Annotated in this window: 19 protein-coding genes; 1 reads left to right on the top strand and 18 read right to left on the bottom strand. The window is 46.7% G+C overall.

The features are described from left to right. Positions 1 to 106: 106 nt before the first annotated feature. The 18 genes from AACP44_RS02820 to AACP44_RS02735 form a co-directional block, all read right to left on the bottom strand. The gene (locus AACP44_RS02820) at positions 107 to 1006 is read right to left on the bottom strand and encodes a chemotaxis protein CheW (protein WP_339338800.1); all 900 of its coding nucleotides are present in this window, start codon (positions 1004 to 1006) and stop codon (positions 107 to 109) included. A gap of 30 nt (positions 1007 to 1036) precedes the next feature. After that, entirely contained in the window at positions 1037 to 1819 is a 783-nt protein-coding gene (locus tag AACP44_RS02815; RefSeq protein WP_339338798.1) for a ParA family protein, read from the bottom strand. A 113-nt stretch (positions 1820 to 1932) separates the two neighbouring features. Beyond that, on the bottom strand, positions 1933 to 2979 hold the full coding sequence (motD, locus tag AACP44_RS02810; RefSeq protein ID WP_339338796.1) for a flagellar motor protein MotD: 1047 nt from the start codon (positions 2977 to 2979) through the stop codon (positions 1933 to 1935). Positions 2980 to 2993: 14 nt separating this feature from the next. Continuing rightward, the gene (locus AACP44_RS02805) at positions 2994 to 3737 is read right to left on the bottom strand and encodes a flagellar motor protein (RefSeq protein ID WP_339338795.1); all 744 of its coding nucleotides are present in this window, start codon (positions 3735 to 3737) and stop codon (positions 2994 to 2996) included. 76 nt (positions 3738 to 3813) lie between these two features. Then, complete coding sequence (locus AACP44_RS02800; protein WP_339338793.1) at positions 3814 to 5820, bottom strand: chemotaxis protein CheA; 2007 nt, start codon at positions 5818 to 5820, stop codon at positions 3814 to 3816. A 129-nt stretch (positions 5821 to 5949) separates the two neighbouring features. After that, entirely contained in the window at positions 5950 to 6336 is a 387-nt protein-coding gene (gene cheY, locus AACP44_RS02795) for a chemotaxis response regulator CheY (RefSeq protein ID WP_339338791.1), read from the bottom strand. Positions 6337 to 6550: 214 nt separating this feature from the next. Further along, positions 6551 to 7297, bottom strand: coding sequence for an RNA polymerase sigma factor FliA (locus tag AACP44_RS02790; protein WP_339338822.1), 747 nt, complete (start codon positions 7295 to 7297; stop codon positions 6551 to 6553). Positions 7298 to 7302: 5 nt separating this feature from the next. After that, positions 7303 to 8130 (bottom strand): MinD/ParA family protein, encoded by an 828-nt coding sequence (locus AACP44_RS02785; RefSeq protein ID WP_339338789.1) that lies wholly within the window; start codon positions 8128 to 8130, stop codon positions 7303 to 7305. Positions 8131 to 8319: 189 nt separating this feature from the next. Further along, positions 8320 to 9777: a flagellar biosynthesis protein FlhF gene (gene flhF / locus AACP44_RS02780; RefSeq protein WP_339338787.1), complete on the bottom strand. Its 1458-nt coding sequence runs from the start codon at positions 9775 to 9777 to the stop codon at positions 8320 to 8322. Between the two features lie 44 nt (positions 9778 to 9821). Further along, complete coding sequence (gene flhA / locus AACP44_RS02775; RefSeq protein ID WP_339338785.1) at positions 9822 to 11945, bottom strand: flagellar biosynthesis protein FlhA; 2124 nt, start codon at positions 11943 to 11945, stop codon at positions 9822 to 9824. A gap of 186 nt (positions 11946 to 12131) precedes the next feature. Then, positions 12132 to 13292, bottom strand: a complete 1161-nt coding sequence (flhB, locus tag AACP44_RS02770) for a flagellar biosynthesis protein FlhB (protein ID WP_339338783.1) — start codon at positions 13290 to 13292, stop codon at positions 12132 to 12134. A 151-nt stretch (positions 13293 to 13443) separates the two neighbouring features. Continuing rightward, positions 13444 to 14220 (bottom strand): flagellar biosynthetic protein FliR, encoded by a 777-nt coding sequence (gene fliR, locus AACP44_RS02765; protein ID WP_339338781.1) that lies wholly within the window; start codon positions 14218 to 14220, stop codon positions 13444 to 13446. 10 nt (positions 14221 to 14230) lie between these two features. Beyond that, the gene (fliQ, locus tag AACP44_RS02760) at positions 14231 to 14500 is read right to left on the bottom strand and encodes a flagellar biosynthesis protein FliQ (RefSeq protein WP_339338779.1); all 270 of its coding nucleotides are present in this window, start codon (positions 14498 to 14500) and stop codon (positions 14231 to 14233) included. Positions 14501 to 14514: 14 nt separating this feature from the next. Further along, the gene (gene fliP / locus AACP44_RS02755; RefSeq protein WP_339338777.1) at positions 14515 to 15324 is read right to left on the bottom strand and encodes a flagellar type III secretion system pore protein FliP; all 810 of its coding nucleotides are present in this window, start codon (positions 15322 to 15324) and stop codon (positions 14515 to 14517) included. After that, positions 15324 to 15809 (bottom strand): flagellar biosynthetic protein FliO, encoded by a 486-nt coding sequence (fliO, locus tag AACP44_RS02750; protein ID WP_339338775.1) that lies wholly within the window; start codon positions 15807 to 15809, stop codon positions 15324 to 15326. Before fliO ends, fliP begins: the two co-directional genes overlap by 1 nt. An 83-nt stretch (positions 15810 to 15892) precedes the next feature. Further along, the gene (fliN, locus tag AACP44_RS02745; RefSeq protein ID WP_339338773.1) at positions 15893 to 16327 is read right to left on the bottom strand and encodes a flagellar motor switch protein FliN; all 435 of its coding nucleotides are present in this window, start codon (positions 16325 to 16327) and stop codon (positions 15893 to 15895) included. Positions 16328 to 16386: 59 nt separating this feature from the next. Further along, entirely contained in the window at positions 16387 to 17355 is a 969-nt protein-coding gene (fliM, locus tag AACP44_RS02740) for a flagellar motor switch protein FliM (protein WP_339338771.1), read from the bottom strand. Positions 17356 to 17390: 35 nt separating this feature from the next. After that, positions 17391 to 17945 (bottom strand): flagellar basal body-associated FliL family protein, encoded by a 555-nt coding sequence (locus tag AACP44_RS02735; RefSeq protein WP_339338769.1) that lies wholly within the window; start codon positions 17943 to 17945, stop codon positions 17391 to 17393. 50 nt (positions 17946 to 17995) lie between these two features. Between AACP44_RS02735 and AACP44_RS02730 the strand changes: the two genes are divergently transcribed. Further along, positions 17996 to 18175, top strand: a 180-nt coding sequence (locus tag AACP44_RS02730; RefSeq protein ID WP_339338767.1) for a hypothetical protein, incomplete at its 3' end; no start/stop codon positions are given.

Below are 18175 nucleotides of genomic sequence, written 5' to 3'. Positions count from 1 at the left end.
GGCTACAATTTATAGCTACGGTTTATGACTATAAGGCCGTCAATAATTAATCACCGCCGCTAGACACTCAGAGGATACTGCAGTATTTATGCCAGCCTGCAGAGCACTAGCGTTTGCCGTGATTGTTAGCACTCTCTGCTTTCAGCATAGCTGCCAATTGACCGACATCGACCAAGGTGCAGCTATGTTCCATAACGGTCCCGGCTAGCCAACGCCGCTTGCTGTGCTTGCCGCGCCAGCTGACACTGTCTGACGATAACGTCATCGTATTGAAGACCCAATCGGCGGCCAGCCCCCAATCCATAGCCTTGATGGATATAACATACTGAAAATTATCTTTCATAGCTTCCTGATAACACTCTGGCATCACGACCTTAGGGGTATCAATAATCCGCAAACTGCCCTGCTTGATCGGTAAAGAGCCCATCAGGCAATCGGTTTGACCCGTTAATGGCGTCATCTGGTGAGTTATGGGGTAGATGATACCCAGCTCAACCAGAGGCACTGCGAGGGTTAAACCGGCAACACCAAACAATAAACACTCAAAGCGATCCTTAGCCCATAGCGGTCGGCCATTGACCCAAACCTTATCGGCTGATGATGGTTTGACTCGCTGTTCTCTTTCTACATCAGGGTTAATCACTAATTCCGGCATCAGTTCCGACTTTGCCAACGGCAATGGTGATTTTGGATTTGATAGCTGCGATGGCCTGGTATGAGATCTGTTGTTAGAAATATTGATGCGCCGACGCTCCTTGGGATTGGTAGGGAGAGCGTGAACTGAAGAGCCTGCGACACCCCGGGTTGAACCGGTAAATGGGTGAACATTATCGGGCGGTGCGATCGATGATTCCGGAATGACAGATTGTTGCAGATTTTTTTCAACCGAATCAGTGGTAGTGACATCACTTTCAATCTCGGGAGTTTCAGTTACCGACGTCAACAACAGGTCGAGATAGCCCTGCACAGGCTCCTGCGGCTTATTGGTATCGTCGGAATCACTCATAACCGAGATTATACGCCAACTGGCCGAGCATTAGGCACGTAGACGTTGCTCCTGTTGTGATAATAAAAATTTTAACAGCGCTTTATAGGCGCTAACGCCACGGGATCGCGGGTCATACTGGGAAGGCGTTTGCCCTTCTCTACTGGCATCTCTAAAGCGGGTATCTACCGGAATCATAGAAGCCCAAACCGTATCGGCATAGGTATTGCGCATAATACGCAGGGATTTTACTGAGGCCTGAGTACGGCGATCGAACATGGTGGGCACCACCAAATAATCCAGTTCTTTTTTGAGTGAACGGGTCACCATGCTAATAGTGCGAATCATTCGCTCCAAACCCTTCAGTGCCAAAGGCTCAGTTTGTACTGGAACCAACAGACATTCGCTGGCTGCCAGTGCATTAATCATTAGTGCGCCTAATACCGGCGGGCTATCAATCAACACATAGTCATAGGCGTCCCAAACTAAGGCCAGCGCTCTGGCCACTTTTAAACCCATACCTTCGGCGGCAGCACGACGCTCTACTGTGGCCAATGCCATACTTGAAGGTAATAAAGTCAGATTATCTGCAGAGGTGTTTAATAATAAAGACTCGAGATCAGCAAGGGTTAACTGATCGTCGGCAAATAAGTTAAAACTGCTTTTTTCCAGACTATCGGGGTTATAGCCAAAATAGCTGGTCATGGAGCCATGCGGATCAAGGTCGAGCAACAATACCTTATGCCCCTGATCGGCTAATAAGCCGCCCAGAGTCACCGCCGTGGTGGTTTTACCCACACCTCCCTTTTGATTTGCCACTGCCCAAACGCGCATGTAAATACCTTAATTGCCGTCAAATACTCGTCATTCAGTCAAACGAATAAAATATTTCTATGATACAGCAAATACCTTGCCACGGCGCACAGTCATCCTGATTGACTGTTTTGTTAGTTTTTTCTAAGTCCGTCATTGGTGAATAATAGACCGCCATTATCCAGCACGATAGTTTTTATACCCTGCAATGGGCTCATTGCCGCTGCTGGAGTTGCTGGTGTTGCCACCTGCCCAGCCTTGCTCACTCCAGGGATAATAATATCAATACCGGTTGGTTGCGGCGTTGGGGCCAGCTCTGATTCGCTGCGGCTGACTAGATTTTCGGTCGATGTTATAGCTCTTAAAGCAGGCCGCAGTGCGTCGGTTTTGGAGATCATTAATACAACACGACGATTTTCAGCGCGCCCCTCTTCGCTATCATTATCACTAACCGGTTGAAACTCGCCATAGCCGATCGCTGCCAGCCGGCTAGGATCGATACCCTCTTCAATAAACAGCTGCACCACTGAAGCAGCTCGTGCAGTGGATAACTCCCAATTTGAAGGAAAGCGAGGGGTATTGATCGGCTGGTTATCGGTAAAACCTTCCACCCGGATAGAGCTGCTTTGCCGTTTGAGAATCTCGGCAATACTGCCTAGCAGTTCCAGCGCAGGCACACTTAGGGTGGCATCACCGCTGGAGAATAATAAGGACGATTTAAGTTCAACCTCTAACCACTCTTCATTGCCGCGGACAGTCACTTTTTCATCGCGAATCAAATCACCAAAAGCCTGATCAATATGTCCGTTAATTTGCTTGAGTTCTGAGTTAAGGTTACCAGCCCGAAATGAAGATGCGTTAGCCTGCCCTTCGTTTTTTAAATGATGATCAGTCGAGGCATTTTCTGCTGCGATCTTGATAAGATGTTGCGGATTAGATTTAGCAATCTCCCCCACCTGAAAAGGATCAAGCGTGCGCTCAGGGTCTTTAAGCGCAGCGATTTGAGCGGTGGTAAAAACTTCAGATAAAGTATTGGAAAGTATTTTATATTTGCCTTCATTAACCTGAGAAATGGAATACATCACCACAAAAAAGGCAAACAACAGGGTAATAAAATCGGCATAGGAAACCAGCCAGCGTTCGTGACTGACGGGCTCTTCAACTATTCGTCGACGTGCCATGATACCTTCGTCTCCTAACGGTGCAGAAAACCATTGAGTTTTAATTGAATAGCAACCGGGTTTTCACCTTCGGCAATGGAAATAATACCTTCGATCATTAAATCGCGAAACTGGGCTTCAAGACGGGCAAGATTACGCAATTTACTAGCAATCGGCAGCAATAATAAATTTGCGAAACCAACGCCGTAAATCGTAGCCACAAAGGCGATAGCGATACCTGAGCCCAACTTGCTAGGATCGGATAAATTACTCATAACCTGAATCAAACCCATCACCGCACCAATAATACCGATGGTGGGTGCATACCCCCCCATGCTGTCATAAAATTTAGCCGCATCAATATCTCGCTGTTCCAATACGTGAGATTCGACTTCCATTATGCTGCGAATATTTTCCGGCTCGGTACCATCGACTAATAGCTGCAGACCTTTTTGGGCAAAAAAATCAGCTTCCATTTCTGCCATGGTTTCCAAGCCCAGCAAACCTTCCTTGCGCGCCGTCATAGCCCAGCGTACGACTTTATCGACAGCCTGATCAAAGGCCAGCGCAGGCGGAGAAAAAACCCACCGCAGATGACTGGCAGCGAGTTTTAAACTCTGCCAAGGGGTTTGCAACATAGCGGCACCCAGCGTACCACCAACAACAATAATAGCGGCCGGCACATTAACCAGTGCAGCGATAGTGCCACCCTCGAGATAATTGCCACCAATGATCGCGGCAAATCCAAGAATAACACCAACAATACTTAGAAGATCCATAACACTACCTTAACCCAATTCACTTAGCTGTTGACCACCATAAGACAACAAAAATACTTTATTCACGAGCTTTGCTTTAGCCACTGTCATGGGTAAACCGTTTCAGCATACTGGGTATATCGAGAATCAGCGCAATACGGCCTTCGCTGGTGATGGTTGCACCAGCCATTCCCGGGGTACCTTGCAACAATTTTCCGAGCGGTTTTATGACAATATCTTCTTCACCCATCAACTGATCAACCACAAGGCCGACTCGACGACTGCCCACCGTGACGATAACCACATGACCGCTATCGGCCATCTCGGTGGCATATGAGCCTTCAACCAACCATTGTTTTAAATAGAAAAGAGGTAATTGTTTACCTCTTACGGTAATAACCGCCTGACCATCGACTGTCTTGATGCGAGCCGGATCAATCTGGAAGGTTTCGTTGACGCTCATTAGCGGGAAGGCAAAGGCCTGATCATCTAACTTCACCATTAGGGCGGGCATAATGGCCAGAGCTAATGGCACTTTAATTGCTATACGAGTCCCTTTACCCAGGCTTGAGGTGATGTCTATCGAGCCATTTAATTCGCTGACTCTGGTTTTAACAACATCCATACCTACACCTCGACCGGAGACATCGGTGATTTCAGTTTTGGTAGAAAAACCGGGTATAAAAATAATATCGAAACATTCGCTATCACTGAGTCGAGCCGCAGCATCTTTATCAAAAAGCCCTTTTTTAACCGCTTTTTCGCGCAGCATATGGGGATCCATACCACTACCATCATCGGTAATAGAAAGTAAAATATGATCGCCCTCTTGCTTGGCAGCCAATATTATTTTACCAACCCTAGACTTGCCCAACCTCTCACGAACGGCCGGAATTTCGATACCGTGATCAACCGAGTTTCTCACCAGATGAACCAAGGGGTCAGCCAAGGCCTCAACTAGATTTTTATCTAAATCCGTTTCTTCACCTTCAAGCTCGAGAACAATGTCTTTATTCAAATTACGAGCCAAATCTCTAACCACACGTGGAAAGCGACCGAAGATCTTTTTGATCGGTTGCATTCGCGCTTTCATAACGGCAGTTTGGAGATCAGCGATCACTGCATCGAGACTGGATAGCGTATTGATCATGGCCTTATCGCTATTGTTGGTACCCGAACGTACCAAACGATTACGAACCAACACCAACTCCCCAACCATATTCATTATGTCATCAAGGCGTCGGGTCTCTACCCTAACGGTGGTCTCGATGGCACCATCTTTGACAGCCGCTACCTGCTTGGCAGTGGTGGATGTTTTTTCGATCGCGTTAACCCTAGGTTTAGTGGGTGACGGGGCTGATGTTGTCGCAGTGGTTGGCCCTCGGCCCTTACCATGCAGTTGATCCAGCAAGGCTTCGAACTCATCGTCATCAATCATTTCACTGTCGGCATCGGCTACGACAGCAATATTGGCCGCCGACTTGCTCGCACTAGAAAATTCAGTAGCTTTAGTCGAACCAGGAGCAGCGTCACCATGCAAATCGTTTAGCAACGCTTCAAATTCATCATCGGTGATTGCATCGTTGTTACTATTGGCAGTCATAGTTGTAGCTTGCGTTGCCACTTGCGGCGCACCAGTACCGGTGATGGCTCGTAGGAATTGCTCAAATTCAGCATCGGCCATATCGACTTCGGCAGTGATAGCCGATGCAGTTTTTTGATTCTTGAATCCGGTTGTAAGACTGGCTAAAAGCGCTGGATCAGCAGCGTCGGGTCTCTCCCCTCGCTGCAGTTGCTGAAACATTTTATTCAGTGCGTCCAAGGCTTTTAGCACCACATCAATTAACTCTGATGTAACGACGCAATGACCATGACGCAGATTATCAAAAAGGTTTTCGATGATATGACAGCAATCAACCAGTGTGTTTAGCTGTAAAAAACCGGCGCCACCTTTTACCGTATGAAATCCACGAAAAATGGCATTGAGAAGCGCTTTATCGTCCGGCTGTTGCTCCAGTTGAATTAACTGCTCAGACAATTGCTCGAGAATTTCCCCGCCTTCAATCAAAAAGTCCTGCAGTGTCTCTTCGTCTTCACCGAACACGTATCACTCCCCGGCTAAAAACACTGTGATGCAAGTTATGCAAATCAGACAGCTTACGGTAATTTTGTCCCAACATTGCGTTTAATACCTTGCATCATTCGCTTTGCATTGCACTAGCGGGGTGTAGCGCTAGCCATCAACACGCTCAAAAATTTTCTCGATCTTTTCTTTCAATACAGCCGCCGTAAATGGTTTGACTATATATCCGTTTATACCTGCCTGCGCCGCCGCTATAATCTGATCACGCTTGGCTTCAGCAGTTACCATTAAAACAGGCAAGTCTTTTAGGCGGTCGTCAGCACGGACGGCTTTGAGCAAATCAATACCGGACATGCCCGGCATATTCCAATCGGTGACTAAAAAATCGAAATTACCGTTTTGCAGCATCGGCAATGCGGTCTGGCCGTCATCAGCTTCGGCCGTATTGGTATAGCCCAAATCTCGCAATAGGTTTTTGATAATTCGCCTCATTGTTGAAAAATCATCAACAATAAGAATTTTTATATCTCTATCCAAAGCTATCTCCAGCGTAATTTTTGGCTTTAGTCTTTCAAATCAGCTATTTAGTTAGTCTAGACCCAGATGGTGTGGTATCCAGTGATTGGGCGATTTTATCGCCATTTTTATTGTGATTTTCATAACAAAATTAACTATTTATCACAGCAACTTAAAGTTTATCGACCGATAATCGAAAAACTGTATAGGCCGGTATCCGTAATTTAAGCTGAACCTAGGCGGATTGATCAGGGGATTGCTGCCAATCGACCATTTTACTGCGCAGGCGCAGCGCTGCCTGACTATGGATTTGGCTAACCCTAGACTCACTGACTCCCAAAACCAGACCAATTTCTTTTAAATTCAGCTCCTCATCGTAATACAGCGCCAATACAAGACGCTCTCGCTCTGGCAAACTGCCGATAGCCTTGGCTAAAGCCTGCCGCCTGGCTTCATGTTCAACGCCGCCCAGCGGGCTGATGCTGGCGCTGGATGGCTGCTGTTTAGGGTATTCATCATCGCCAACTATTTCGTCATAGCTGAATAATTTGCTCGACGCAGAGTCCTGTAACATTTGATAGTAATCATCAACCGGTACACCTAACTCGTCGGCCACCTCCTGATCACTGGCATCGCGACCAACACGGCTCTCTACCTTATAAAGAGCTTCGGTGATCCGGCGGGTATTTCTATGTACGGAACGGGGTGCCCAATCACCCCGGCGAACATCGTCAATCATTGCGCCACGGATACGAATACCGGCATAAGTGTCGAAACTGGCACCCTTGCTGATATCGTAATTGCGAGCAGCTTCCAGCAGGCCGATTAAGCCGGCCTGAATAAGATCTTCAACTTGAACGCTGGCTGGCATACGCGCCAACAGGTGATGGGCAATACGTTTCACCAATGGGCCATATTGCTCGACAACTTCATCCATGGAGGATTTTTCAACGGTGCTATACATAGCGAGCCTTTCATCCATAGACATTATTGCTGCCCGGATACACCCTGCACTAAACGCTCTACGAAAAATTCTAAATGCCCACGCGGTGTTGAGGGCAAGGGCCAAAGATCAACTTTTTCCGCCAATTGTTTATAGGCTAGCGCGGCCTTGCTACGAGGCACGAGTTCAACCACCGGACGTTGGCGTTGAACTGCCTTGCGCACTGATTCATCAAAAGGAATATTGCCCTCATACTGCAAAGTCACTTCGAGAAAACGGTCAGTCACTTGGACAAGTTTATTATAGAGATTACGACCTTCCTGAGTTGAACGGGTCATATTGGCGATAACCCGAAAACGGTCAACGCCATAGTCTTTATTGAGCAATTTGATCAGCGCATAGGCATCGGTGATAGATGAGGGTTCATCGCAAACCACTACTAATACTTCCTGCGAGGCGTGAACAAAACTAATCACAGAATCAGAAATTCCGGCCGCCGTATCAATGACTAACACATCAATTTGTTCGGTGATTTCACTAAAGGCATGAATTAGCCCGGCGTGCTCCATGGAGCCCAGCATGGTCATACGCTGAATACCTGAGGAAGCGGGAATAATACGAATGCCGCCAGGACCGGTCAGCATAATATCGGTTAGAGAACATTCGCCGGAGAGCACATCTTCCAGGTTACGCTCCGGGCGTAAACCTAGCAACACATCGATATTGGCCAAACCTAAATCGGCATCCAGCAAAGCCACTCGGCGCCCCATGGCTGCCAGACAAACGGACAAATTAATCGAGACATTGGATTTACCAACGCCGCCTTTGCCGCCGGTAACAGCAATTACTTGTACGGAATGAGCACTACTCATCACCTGAACTTGCTCCTAATCATATTGTTTGGCTACTGCCTTATACAGCCACGCCATATCATCGTGCTATTGTACACCAAGCCCAGCCTATCTATACAAAAGTCTGACCCAATAACCTGATTTTTAAAGTTTTTTTGGACTGACCTATTGGTAGAGCGGGCAATGGAACAATGCCTGAGCGCCCGAGAGCTAGCAGGTCGCCATAACAGGTTGAGCTTTGGCCTGACTTTTCGATAGAGTCGACATTTCTTCGGCCATAGCCTCATTATCGGTGGTCATATACTTGGCTAATTCAATCGCGGCGCACACCAAGGCGGTAGAGTTACCGACGGCAATATCTTTGGGAATATCCTGACCATCAGTGCTATAAGCCACTGGGATTGAATGATCAATCGCCAAGCTTAACGACTCGCCCAAACTGGCGGTTTCATCCAATTTGGTCAACACACAACAGTTTAGGTTGTCGGTTTTATAGGTATGATAGGCTGCCTTGATCACTTCAACCTGACTAGTGGTTGGAATCACCAATACGGTTTTTAACCGCTGACCAATGTTATTCAAGCTGGCTAGCTGCGGCTTTAAGCGCTGGTCATGGCGATTAAGACCGGCGGTATCGATCAACACCAGAGCTTTATCACGTAGCGCATGTAATACCCGCTCAAGACTGTTATTTTTATCAACAATTTTAACCGGCACATTTAAAATCCGACCGAAAGTTCGCAGCTGTTCATAGGCCGCAATACGCATCGTATCGGTAGTAACTAGAGCTACATTGTCGGCACCGTTGGCCAACACATATCGCGCCGCCAGCTTACCAATGGTGGTCGTTTTACCCGCACCGGTTGGACCAACAAAGGCAAAGATGCCACCCTTGTTAATTAAGTCATTGTCAATCACCGGCACCTGTTCAGACAGTTCTGACATCATCGATTGCCAGACATTATTGGAATCACTTTCCGACACTGTCTTAGGCTGTTTTGCCAACAGCTTGTCAGCCATAACCGGACCAATACCCATACGCTTTAGACGTTTCCAAAGACTGGCTTGGTAAGGGTTCTGCTGATTAAACTGCCCCCATGCCATCGAGGATAGTTGCTGCTCTAGCAAATCACGCATGGATTGTAATTCCTGCCGCATCTGGACAATTTCCTGATCTTTTTCAGGCGCTGGCGTTGCTGCCGATGAATTAAACGGCTCTGCGACTGCCTGAGACAGCATTTGGTCAAAGCTGCTTTGCTGGTCAGCCTGCTTAATATCTTGTTTTACTTGATCTGAAATTTGATCGGCATTAACCGTCTGCGCCAACATCTCGCGATTTTTTTCTGCTAGGCTGGCCGCCAACGCTTCGGCACGCTGCTTGGCTTCATTTTGCATTCGCTCAACTTCAACTTCTAATTTACTCGGCTGGGTTTGTGCGGCTGATAATAACTGTTGATCGTCATCCCGCGCTTGCTGAAACGGATTATCAGCAGTCGCTAACGTTTTGGTAGCTGAAGCGGTTATCTCTTCGGGATCAATGGCGGTTAATATTTCCACCCCATTTGGCACGCGTTTATTGGATAAGATCACGGCATCGGGACCGATTTCCTCTCGCACCATAGTCAGTGCCAGACGCATATTGGCTGCGACAAAACGTTTCACTTGCATTGTTTGTAACCTCTTTTAGCCGATGTTTGTTAGGCCGATGCTTGTTAGCCTGCTTCACCTACAGTGCTTTCTATCGTTATCTGCTTGTCATCCGGAATTTCGCCGTAGGACAACACATGCATTTCAACCGCGCTGTAACGAATAAATTTCACCAATACATTGCGCAGTGGTGCTGATACCAATAAAACTGATGGCTTACCGGCGATCTCTTGTTTTTGTGAAGCCTCAGCCAAGGCTGACTGCAGTCGTTCTGCCAATCCAGGCTCGAGGATAATATCGTCAGTAATGCCGCTTTGCTGTGTCTGTTGTACTGACTTAAGCAATAACTGTTCCATTGCGGGATCTAAGGCTATAGCCGGTAAAACCGCATCATTGCCATAGATGCTCTGGACAATACTGCGGCGCAGAGCCACCCGCACCGCGCCGGTTAATGCGCCAAGATCTTGACTGAGATTGGCATTGGCCGATACCGCCGCTGCAATGGTTCTAAAATCACGAACAGGCACCTGCTCCATCAGCAGATTTTTCATCACCACTAGCAAGACGTTGGTTGGAACAATCTCTGGCGCCAATTGCTCAACCAGTTTCGGTGAATGCTTGGCCAGCATATCCAGCATTTGCTGGACTTCATCATGACCAAACAGTTCATGGGTATGCTTGAGCAGTAATTGGTTGATATGGGTTGCCACCACGGTGCTGGCATCTACGACGGTATAGCCTAAAGTTTGTGCCTGATCATTTTGTGCCGGATCAATCCATATAGCCTCCAGACCAAAAGCCGGATCAACTGTCGCAATACCCTCCAATTTACCAAACACCTGACCTGGATTGATCGCCAACTCACGGTCAGGATAAATTTCTGCCTCACCTGCAGTGACACCAGTTAAGGTAATCCGGTAGGCCGTGGGTGTTAAATCAAGATTGTCGCGAATATGCACCGAGGGAATTAAAAAACCGACGTCCTGTGATAGTTTTTTGCGGATACCTTTAATGCGACTGAGCAATTCCCCACCCTGCGCTTTATCGACCATAGGGATTAATCGATAGCCGACTTCCAAACCTATTGCATCCACGGGTTGCACATCATCCCATCCAATTTCAGGCAACTGGGCTTGCTGGACTTGCTGCTGAGTCTGTATTTTTTCGGTCTGTTCAGCGGCTACTCGCTCGGTTTCAATGCGCTCTTTACGCTGAGCAATAAAATAAGCAATACCACCAATCATGGCTGCCAATGATAGAAAAGCGATATGGGGCATACCCGGAATAATACCCATAAAACCCAGTATCAAGGCGGTAATCGCCAACGCCTTTGGCGAGCTAAACATTTGACCGCTAATCTGCTCACCCATATCTTTGGAATCGCTAACACGGGTTACCATCATGGCGGCGGCGGTAGATAGCAACAGGCTGGGAATTTGCGCCACCAGCCCATCACCAATAGTTAGCAGTGAATAGACCTCCATGGCGCGAGAAAACTCTAAGTCATGCTGCACCATACCAATGGACAGGCCGCCAATAATATTGATCAATAAAATCAAAATACCAGCAACGGCATCACCACGAACAAACTTACTGGCACCATCCATCGAGCCATAAAAATCGGCCTCACTGGCAATTTCCTGACGCCTGAGTCGGGCAACATCTTGATCGATCAGACCAGAGTTTAAGTCGGCATCAATCGCCATTTGTTTGCCGGGCATGGCATCAAGCGTAAAACGTGCGCTTACCTCTGAAATACGGCCAGCACCTTTGGTAACCACCACAAAGTTGATAATCACCAGAATTAAGAAGACCACTAAACCAACCGCATAGTTACCACCAATCACCACTTCACCAAATGACTGGATAACTTTACCGGCAGCGTCACCACCTTGGTGCCCCTCTAACAACACTACTCGGGTTGAGGCCACATTGAGTGCCAATCGCAATAAGGTCGCTACCAGTAATACCGTAGGGAAAACCGCAAAATCCAATGGACGCAAGGCGTAGACAGCCACCAATACCACCACGATGGCAAGGGCTATATTAAACGAGAAGAAGATATCTAACAGAAAAGGTGGAACTGGCAGCGTTAGCATACCAAGAATCGTCAGTAGCAGAACCGGCACCCCAAGATTACCGTGGGTTAGCGTTTTGATACTTAAGGTCTGACCATTAGTGACGTTCATCGATTATTGTTTATTGTCTATCATTGGCCGTGAGGCATACTGCCAAACGTCATTACACACACGGTATTTTATAGCGTTAAAAAATTGTCGGTTTTGACCAACAATTCGTCTTATTTGTATACCTGTTGCAAGAATCCTTCCGTTTTTGTGGTTTTGGCAAAATAAATTGAAATAAATAACCCTCTGTTAGAGCTCAGGCTGCGGGTTACCATCAACGTCATATTGAGCTTCGCGTGGCACCACAATCTCTGCCAGCGGCTTAGGCCGTCTACCGGAGCCATCTTGATAGGCTTTAAGTTGAAATACATAGGCAAGTACTTGAGCCACGGCCAAATACAGCGTGCTGGGAATTTCCTCATCCAGCTCGGTGGTAAAGTAAATCGCTCTGGCTAACGGCGGAGTCTCAAGAATCAAAATATCATTGGCACTGGCGATTTCACGAATTTTAATCGCCATAAAATCAACCCCTTTGGCAATGACCGTCGGCGCGCCACCACCATTAACATCGTATTTGAGTGCTACCGAGAAATGCTCCGGGTTAGTAATAATAACGTCCGCTTGGGGTACGGCCTCCATCATTCGTCGCTGAGCCATCTCCCGCTGCAACTGACGCACCTTGCCCTTCACTTCAGGCTTACCTTCGGTGTCCTTCAATTCGTCTTTGACTTCATGAAGGGTCATTTTCATTTTTTTGTTGTGATCAAAAATTTGGTATGGGACATCGATAGCGGCAATGAAAATCATTGAAGCACTCACCGCCAAAATCGACCAACCCATAATCACCAACATATGCTCCATAGCGGCATTGATGGTCTCGGCAGACAGCCCGAGAATTTCATCATAAAACAACATCAACATGGCGATGGCGGCAGAGCCGACCAAGACCACCTTGCCGATCGACTTAAACAACTCAATCAATGAGTTCATAGAAAACATCCGCTGAATACCTTTCACAGGATCCAGACGGCTCAATTTAGGGGCCAAGGCCTTGCCACTGAATAAAAAACCGCCTAAGGCGGTAGGACCAATTAGACAAGCTAGCACTACCACAGCAAAAAATGGCAGCAGAGCTTCGATGGCTGAATAAGTGGTATCACTTAAATGCAGCAGCATTAGATTGGTATCAAAGATAGCTTCACGGGAGACGGTGAAATTAAACCGCATAACATTGACTAGTGCCTGACCAAGATCATCACCGAAGGTGATCAAACCAACCACGCTGGCCAATAAAACTAAGGTGGTCGTTAGTTCTTTAGAGCGGGCAACCTGCCCCTCTTCGCGTGCCTTATCCAGGCGTTTGGGGGTCGCTTCTTCCGTTTTTTCCTGGCCGTTCTTATTCTCTGCCACGGTGATCTCTGTGTTATACGCTACGGAAGGTAATGCCAATTGAATGGCGGTTTTAATAGAGAGAGCAAAAGTTATGCCATGGCTAATAGCCACGGTGAGACAGAAAAGATAATGTTTAAAGGCTCAAGTTTAGAGCCGTGATTTGAGTTGACTAGGGCGTCACCAAGAACGCCATCAGATCCAAAGCCTCACGGGTAAAACGATCAAACAAGGGCACATAGCCCTGCAACATAATATAAATAATCATTAAGCCAATAATCAGCATAGCGGGGAAACCCAAGGCGAAGATATTTAACTGCGGCGCTGCACGGGTGACTATACCGAGGGAATAATTAATGATCATCAGTGAAGCAATGGCCGGTAAAGCTAATAGCAAAGCGCTACTAAACATCCAACTGCCCCTGCCCGCCAACTCCAGCAGCATATTGTCACTAATAAATAGACCACCGACAGGTAGCGCGTAAAAACTTTCTATCAGTACCTCTACCATCGCCAGATGACCATTCATCGAAACAAACAGCAAGGTGACCAACATCAAATGAAATTGAGATAATACCGTGACCGTCACACCATTACTGGGATCAACCATAGAAGCAAAACCCAACGCCATATGCATACCGATAATTTGACCGCCGACCACAAACAACTGCAACAATAGCTGCAAAGAAAAACCCATCGCAATACCAATTAATAATTGCTGGGCAACGATGATAAACGAGGTAATAGAAAGCGAATCTATCACCGGCATAGCAGGTAGATTTGGCACTAAGATCAGGGTGACGAGAATTGCTAAAACAATACGAATACGTGCTGAAACCAGTTGGGTGCCAAAAATAGGTGCAGCCAAAAAGAAACCGCCAATACGAAAAAATGGCCACAATACAGAGCTTATCCAACCACCAATGACCGCCGTATCTACCACAAGCATAGCTGCACCGTCATCCAATCATTACCGGCAAAGTGGTTACCAATCTGGTGGTGAAGTCGATAATTTCGACGAGCATATAGGGCCCAAAAATAATCAACATAAAGAGAGTGGTCAGCAGACGAGGTAAAAAACTCAAGGTTTGTTCATTAATTTGTGTGGCGGCCTGAAACACACTGATAACCAGTCCAACCAATAAACTTGGAACCACCATTAGACACACAAGCAGAATAACCAGCAGCATCGCTTCGCGAAATAAATCAACAACGGCATCAGGCGTCATCGCGCATAACCTCGTCAATAACCATAACTGGCCGCTAAGGTGCCAACAATCATGGCCCAGCCGTCAACTAATACAAACATCATAATTTTAAAGGGCAGTGAAATAATGATTGGCGACAACATCATCATACCCATTGCCATCAAGACACTGGCCACCACCAAATCGATAACCAAAAACGGAATAAATAATACAAAACCCATTTGAAAGGCAGTTTTTAATTCGCTAGTTAAAAACGCCGGAGCCAATACAAAAAACGGTGTGTCTTTTGGCGTTTGAATATCAGTGGTATTGGATATACGCATAAACAAATCCAAATCGGTTTCACGGGTTTGTGACAACATAAACCGATGAAAGGGTCTTGATGCTGCTTCAATCGCTTCAAGCGACCCTATTTGCTCATTCATATAGGGCTGCACGGCCTTTTCGTTGGCCTCTTCCAATACCGGCAACATAATAAAAATCGTTAGGAAGATCGATAACCCGATAATAATTTGATTAGAAGGTGTACTCTGCAACCCTATTGCCTGACGCAAGATGGCAAAAACAATTATCACTCGGGTAAAGGCGGTCATCATCATTAACGCGGCTGGCAGTAAAGTCAGCACGGTCATAATCGCCAGAATTTGAATGGTAACGGTATAGTCCTGACCGCCACTGGCATTGGTGGTAACAGTCATTGCCGGTATACCTGGCGCGGCTTTGGCTACGACATTCGTTATAGACTCTGTGGTTGAGACAATAGAGCCATCAGCCTGTCCCCATGCCGACGATATGGGTAGCAGCCATAAAATCAGCAGCAGCGGATAAAGGGAACGTCGTAACATTAAACGCCCTCTCCCTGTTTGGCTTTGCCTAACAAGCTCTTGATCGTCGAAGAAAAATCGTCTGTATTGGTGTCAGCATTGGCTTTCTTAACAACCGGCTGATCAAAGCTCTGTAGATGAGAAACTCGCCCCGGAGCTACGCCTAATAATATTTGTTTTTCGCCGACATCAACCAACACCACTTTTTCTCTGGCACCTACCGATAAAACCGCATTCACTTTCAGTGCCTGCCCGCCCATCATCGGCACACCGCCTAGCCGGCGAATTAGCCAGCCAATGGTAATAATCAAAAAGACAACCAACAATAAACCGGCAACAGCGGTTAGTGGATCAGCATTAACAAGCCCGCCGCCTATTGTTTGGTCATGGTTGTTTACACCATCCGATGCAGTCTTATCGGACTGCTGGCTAAATACTTCCGGATAGACTGGAGTGGCCGGAGTGGCTTTAGCTGCCGATGCTGCGGAATCGGCTGATTCTGACATCAGCGGCGGACTGACCATAAGAGCACATAGAAAAAGCATTGTCGTATACGTCTGTCGACATCTAAGACTATACAACATAATAATTACCGCAGTTTTTTGATACGTTCTGAAGGGCTGATAACGTCTGTCATGCGAATACCAAACTTTTCATTAACCACCACCACTTCGCCATGAGCAATTAATGTGCCGTTAACTAAAACGTCCAAGGGCTCACCAGCAAGGCGGTCTAACTCAATCACTGAACCTTGATTAAGTTGCAATAAGTTACGAATACTGATTTCCGTATTGCCTACCTCCATCGAGATTTTTACTGGGATATCCATAATGACATCGAGGTCTGGCGCTCCATTTACCGATGCCTCCGATGTTGCCGCAAGCTCTTCCATTGGCGCGGGTTGCACATCTGCAGATTTAGCTTCGATATCTTCCTGACTACCTTCATCGCCTTGCTCAGCCATTGCAGCAGCCCATTCATCAGCCATTGCGTCCTTATCTTTATTTTCGCCATCTTCACTCATGCTTCACCCCAACTCGCTAAAACTTTATCTTTATTAATGCGTTTATCTAATGCAATTTTTTAAATATTTTTACGATCTACTTTATCAAGCACTTGCAAAGCCATATGGCCTTTTGATCGTCCTAATTTGACATCTAACACCGGTATACCATTAGCAGATACCATCAATTTGTCCGGCATATCAATGGGAACAACGTCCCCTTCTTGCAACTCAAGAATATCTCGCAGGGTAATTTCCTTTTCCACCAGAGTGCAATCCAGATTGATGGTGGCATTCATCATATCTTCACGTAAGGAGTTGGCCCAACGATCGTCAATGTCATCAACATCTGTCTGCAGACCGGCATCAAGCGTTTCTCGAATCGGCTCAATCATGGAATATGGCAGCGTAATATGAATATCACCACCACCACCATCGAGTTCAATATGAAAGCTGCTAACCACCACCACTTCACTCGGGCTCACAATATTCGCCATTGACGGATTGACTTCAGCATTAACAAATTCAAAATCGATAGGCAGTACCGCTTTCCAGGCCTCTCTTAGGTCATCAAAGGCTTTTTGCAATACCATCTCTACCACACGCAATTCAGTGGGGGTAAATTCACGACCTTCGATTTTGGTGTAACGACCATCACCGCCAAAGAAATTATCTACCAGTTTAAAAACCAGCTTGGCATCAAGCACAAATAAACCAGTACCCCGTAAAGGACGGAGCTTGATCATATTTAAACTAGAGGGCACATAAAGCGTGTGAACATATTCACCAAACTTTTGCACATGAATACCGCCGACCGCAACATCGGCAGGACGGCGCAATAAATTAAACAGACTAATACGGGTATAACGGGCAAAACGTTCGTTAATCATTTCCAGAGTCGGCATGCGACCACGAACAATACGATCCTGACTGGTTAAATCGTAGGATTGCGCGCTACCATCTTCAACGTCGGATTCGAGATCGACACTGCCTTCGTCAACACCGTGTAATAAGGCATCGATTTCATCTTGAGATAACAGATCTTGCACGTTAAGTGATTAACCTCTTCAATAATTACTAGGGTTTATTGCATAACAAAGCTAGTAAACAGCACTTCTTCAACCCCGGGCTTAGCAATTTCTTGCTGCATGACCTGCTGCATAGCATCCAATGCTTTAAGGCGCAGCAATTCTTTACCTTCATTGGTTTGTAGTTCGTCATAAATCTCGCCGCTAAATAACATCACTAGGCGGTTTTTGATTAACGGCATATGGGTTTGCAAGGCATTAAATACATCCATCTCGCGCGTTAATACGGTGATCTCGACCTGCATAAAACGCTGCCGCCCCGGTGTTGAGAAATTAACCACAAAGGCCGGTTTGATCGGAAAATACATCGCGGGTTTGGGCTTGCCATCAGTCATCTGCTGCCCAGGTGTATCGTCAAACGCTTCCAGATCAGCAGCTGCACTATCAAAAACCCCTAATGCGTACAGTGTTGCTGTTATTGCCATAGCTAAAACCAGCATTGCTGCCGCTATCAAAAGGAGCACTTTTGTGAGATCACTGATCGGCTGTACTTTGGGTTGTACTTGCACCGATGCCTGCTCAGATTGCTGGTCGTTGTTTTCTTTGGCCATGCCAAACTTCCGTCGTTTTTTTGCCCGCTACAGCACTGGGAGCAAAAGCTGTGCCAGTACCACTATTTCAATTAAAACGTTCAAAAACAGACTCTTATGTGATTATTCAGCCAGCGACAATGTTCTGTCGCGCAAAAAAAATGGGCTGTATGGATTGTGGACAAGAAAAGCCAATGAGGCAATGGTTGCGAGAAGAGCTGCGCAAAGGGGTGCGGGAAAGGGTGCGGGAA

This window comes from uncultured Oceanicoccus sp. (assembly GCF_963968385.1).
GTDB lineage: Bacteria > Pseudomonadota > Gammaproteobacteria > Pseudomonadales > Dasaniaceae > Oceanicoccus.
This window is presented reverse-complemented; position numbering and strand designations above follow the sequence as displayed.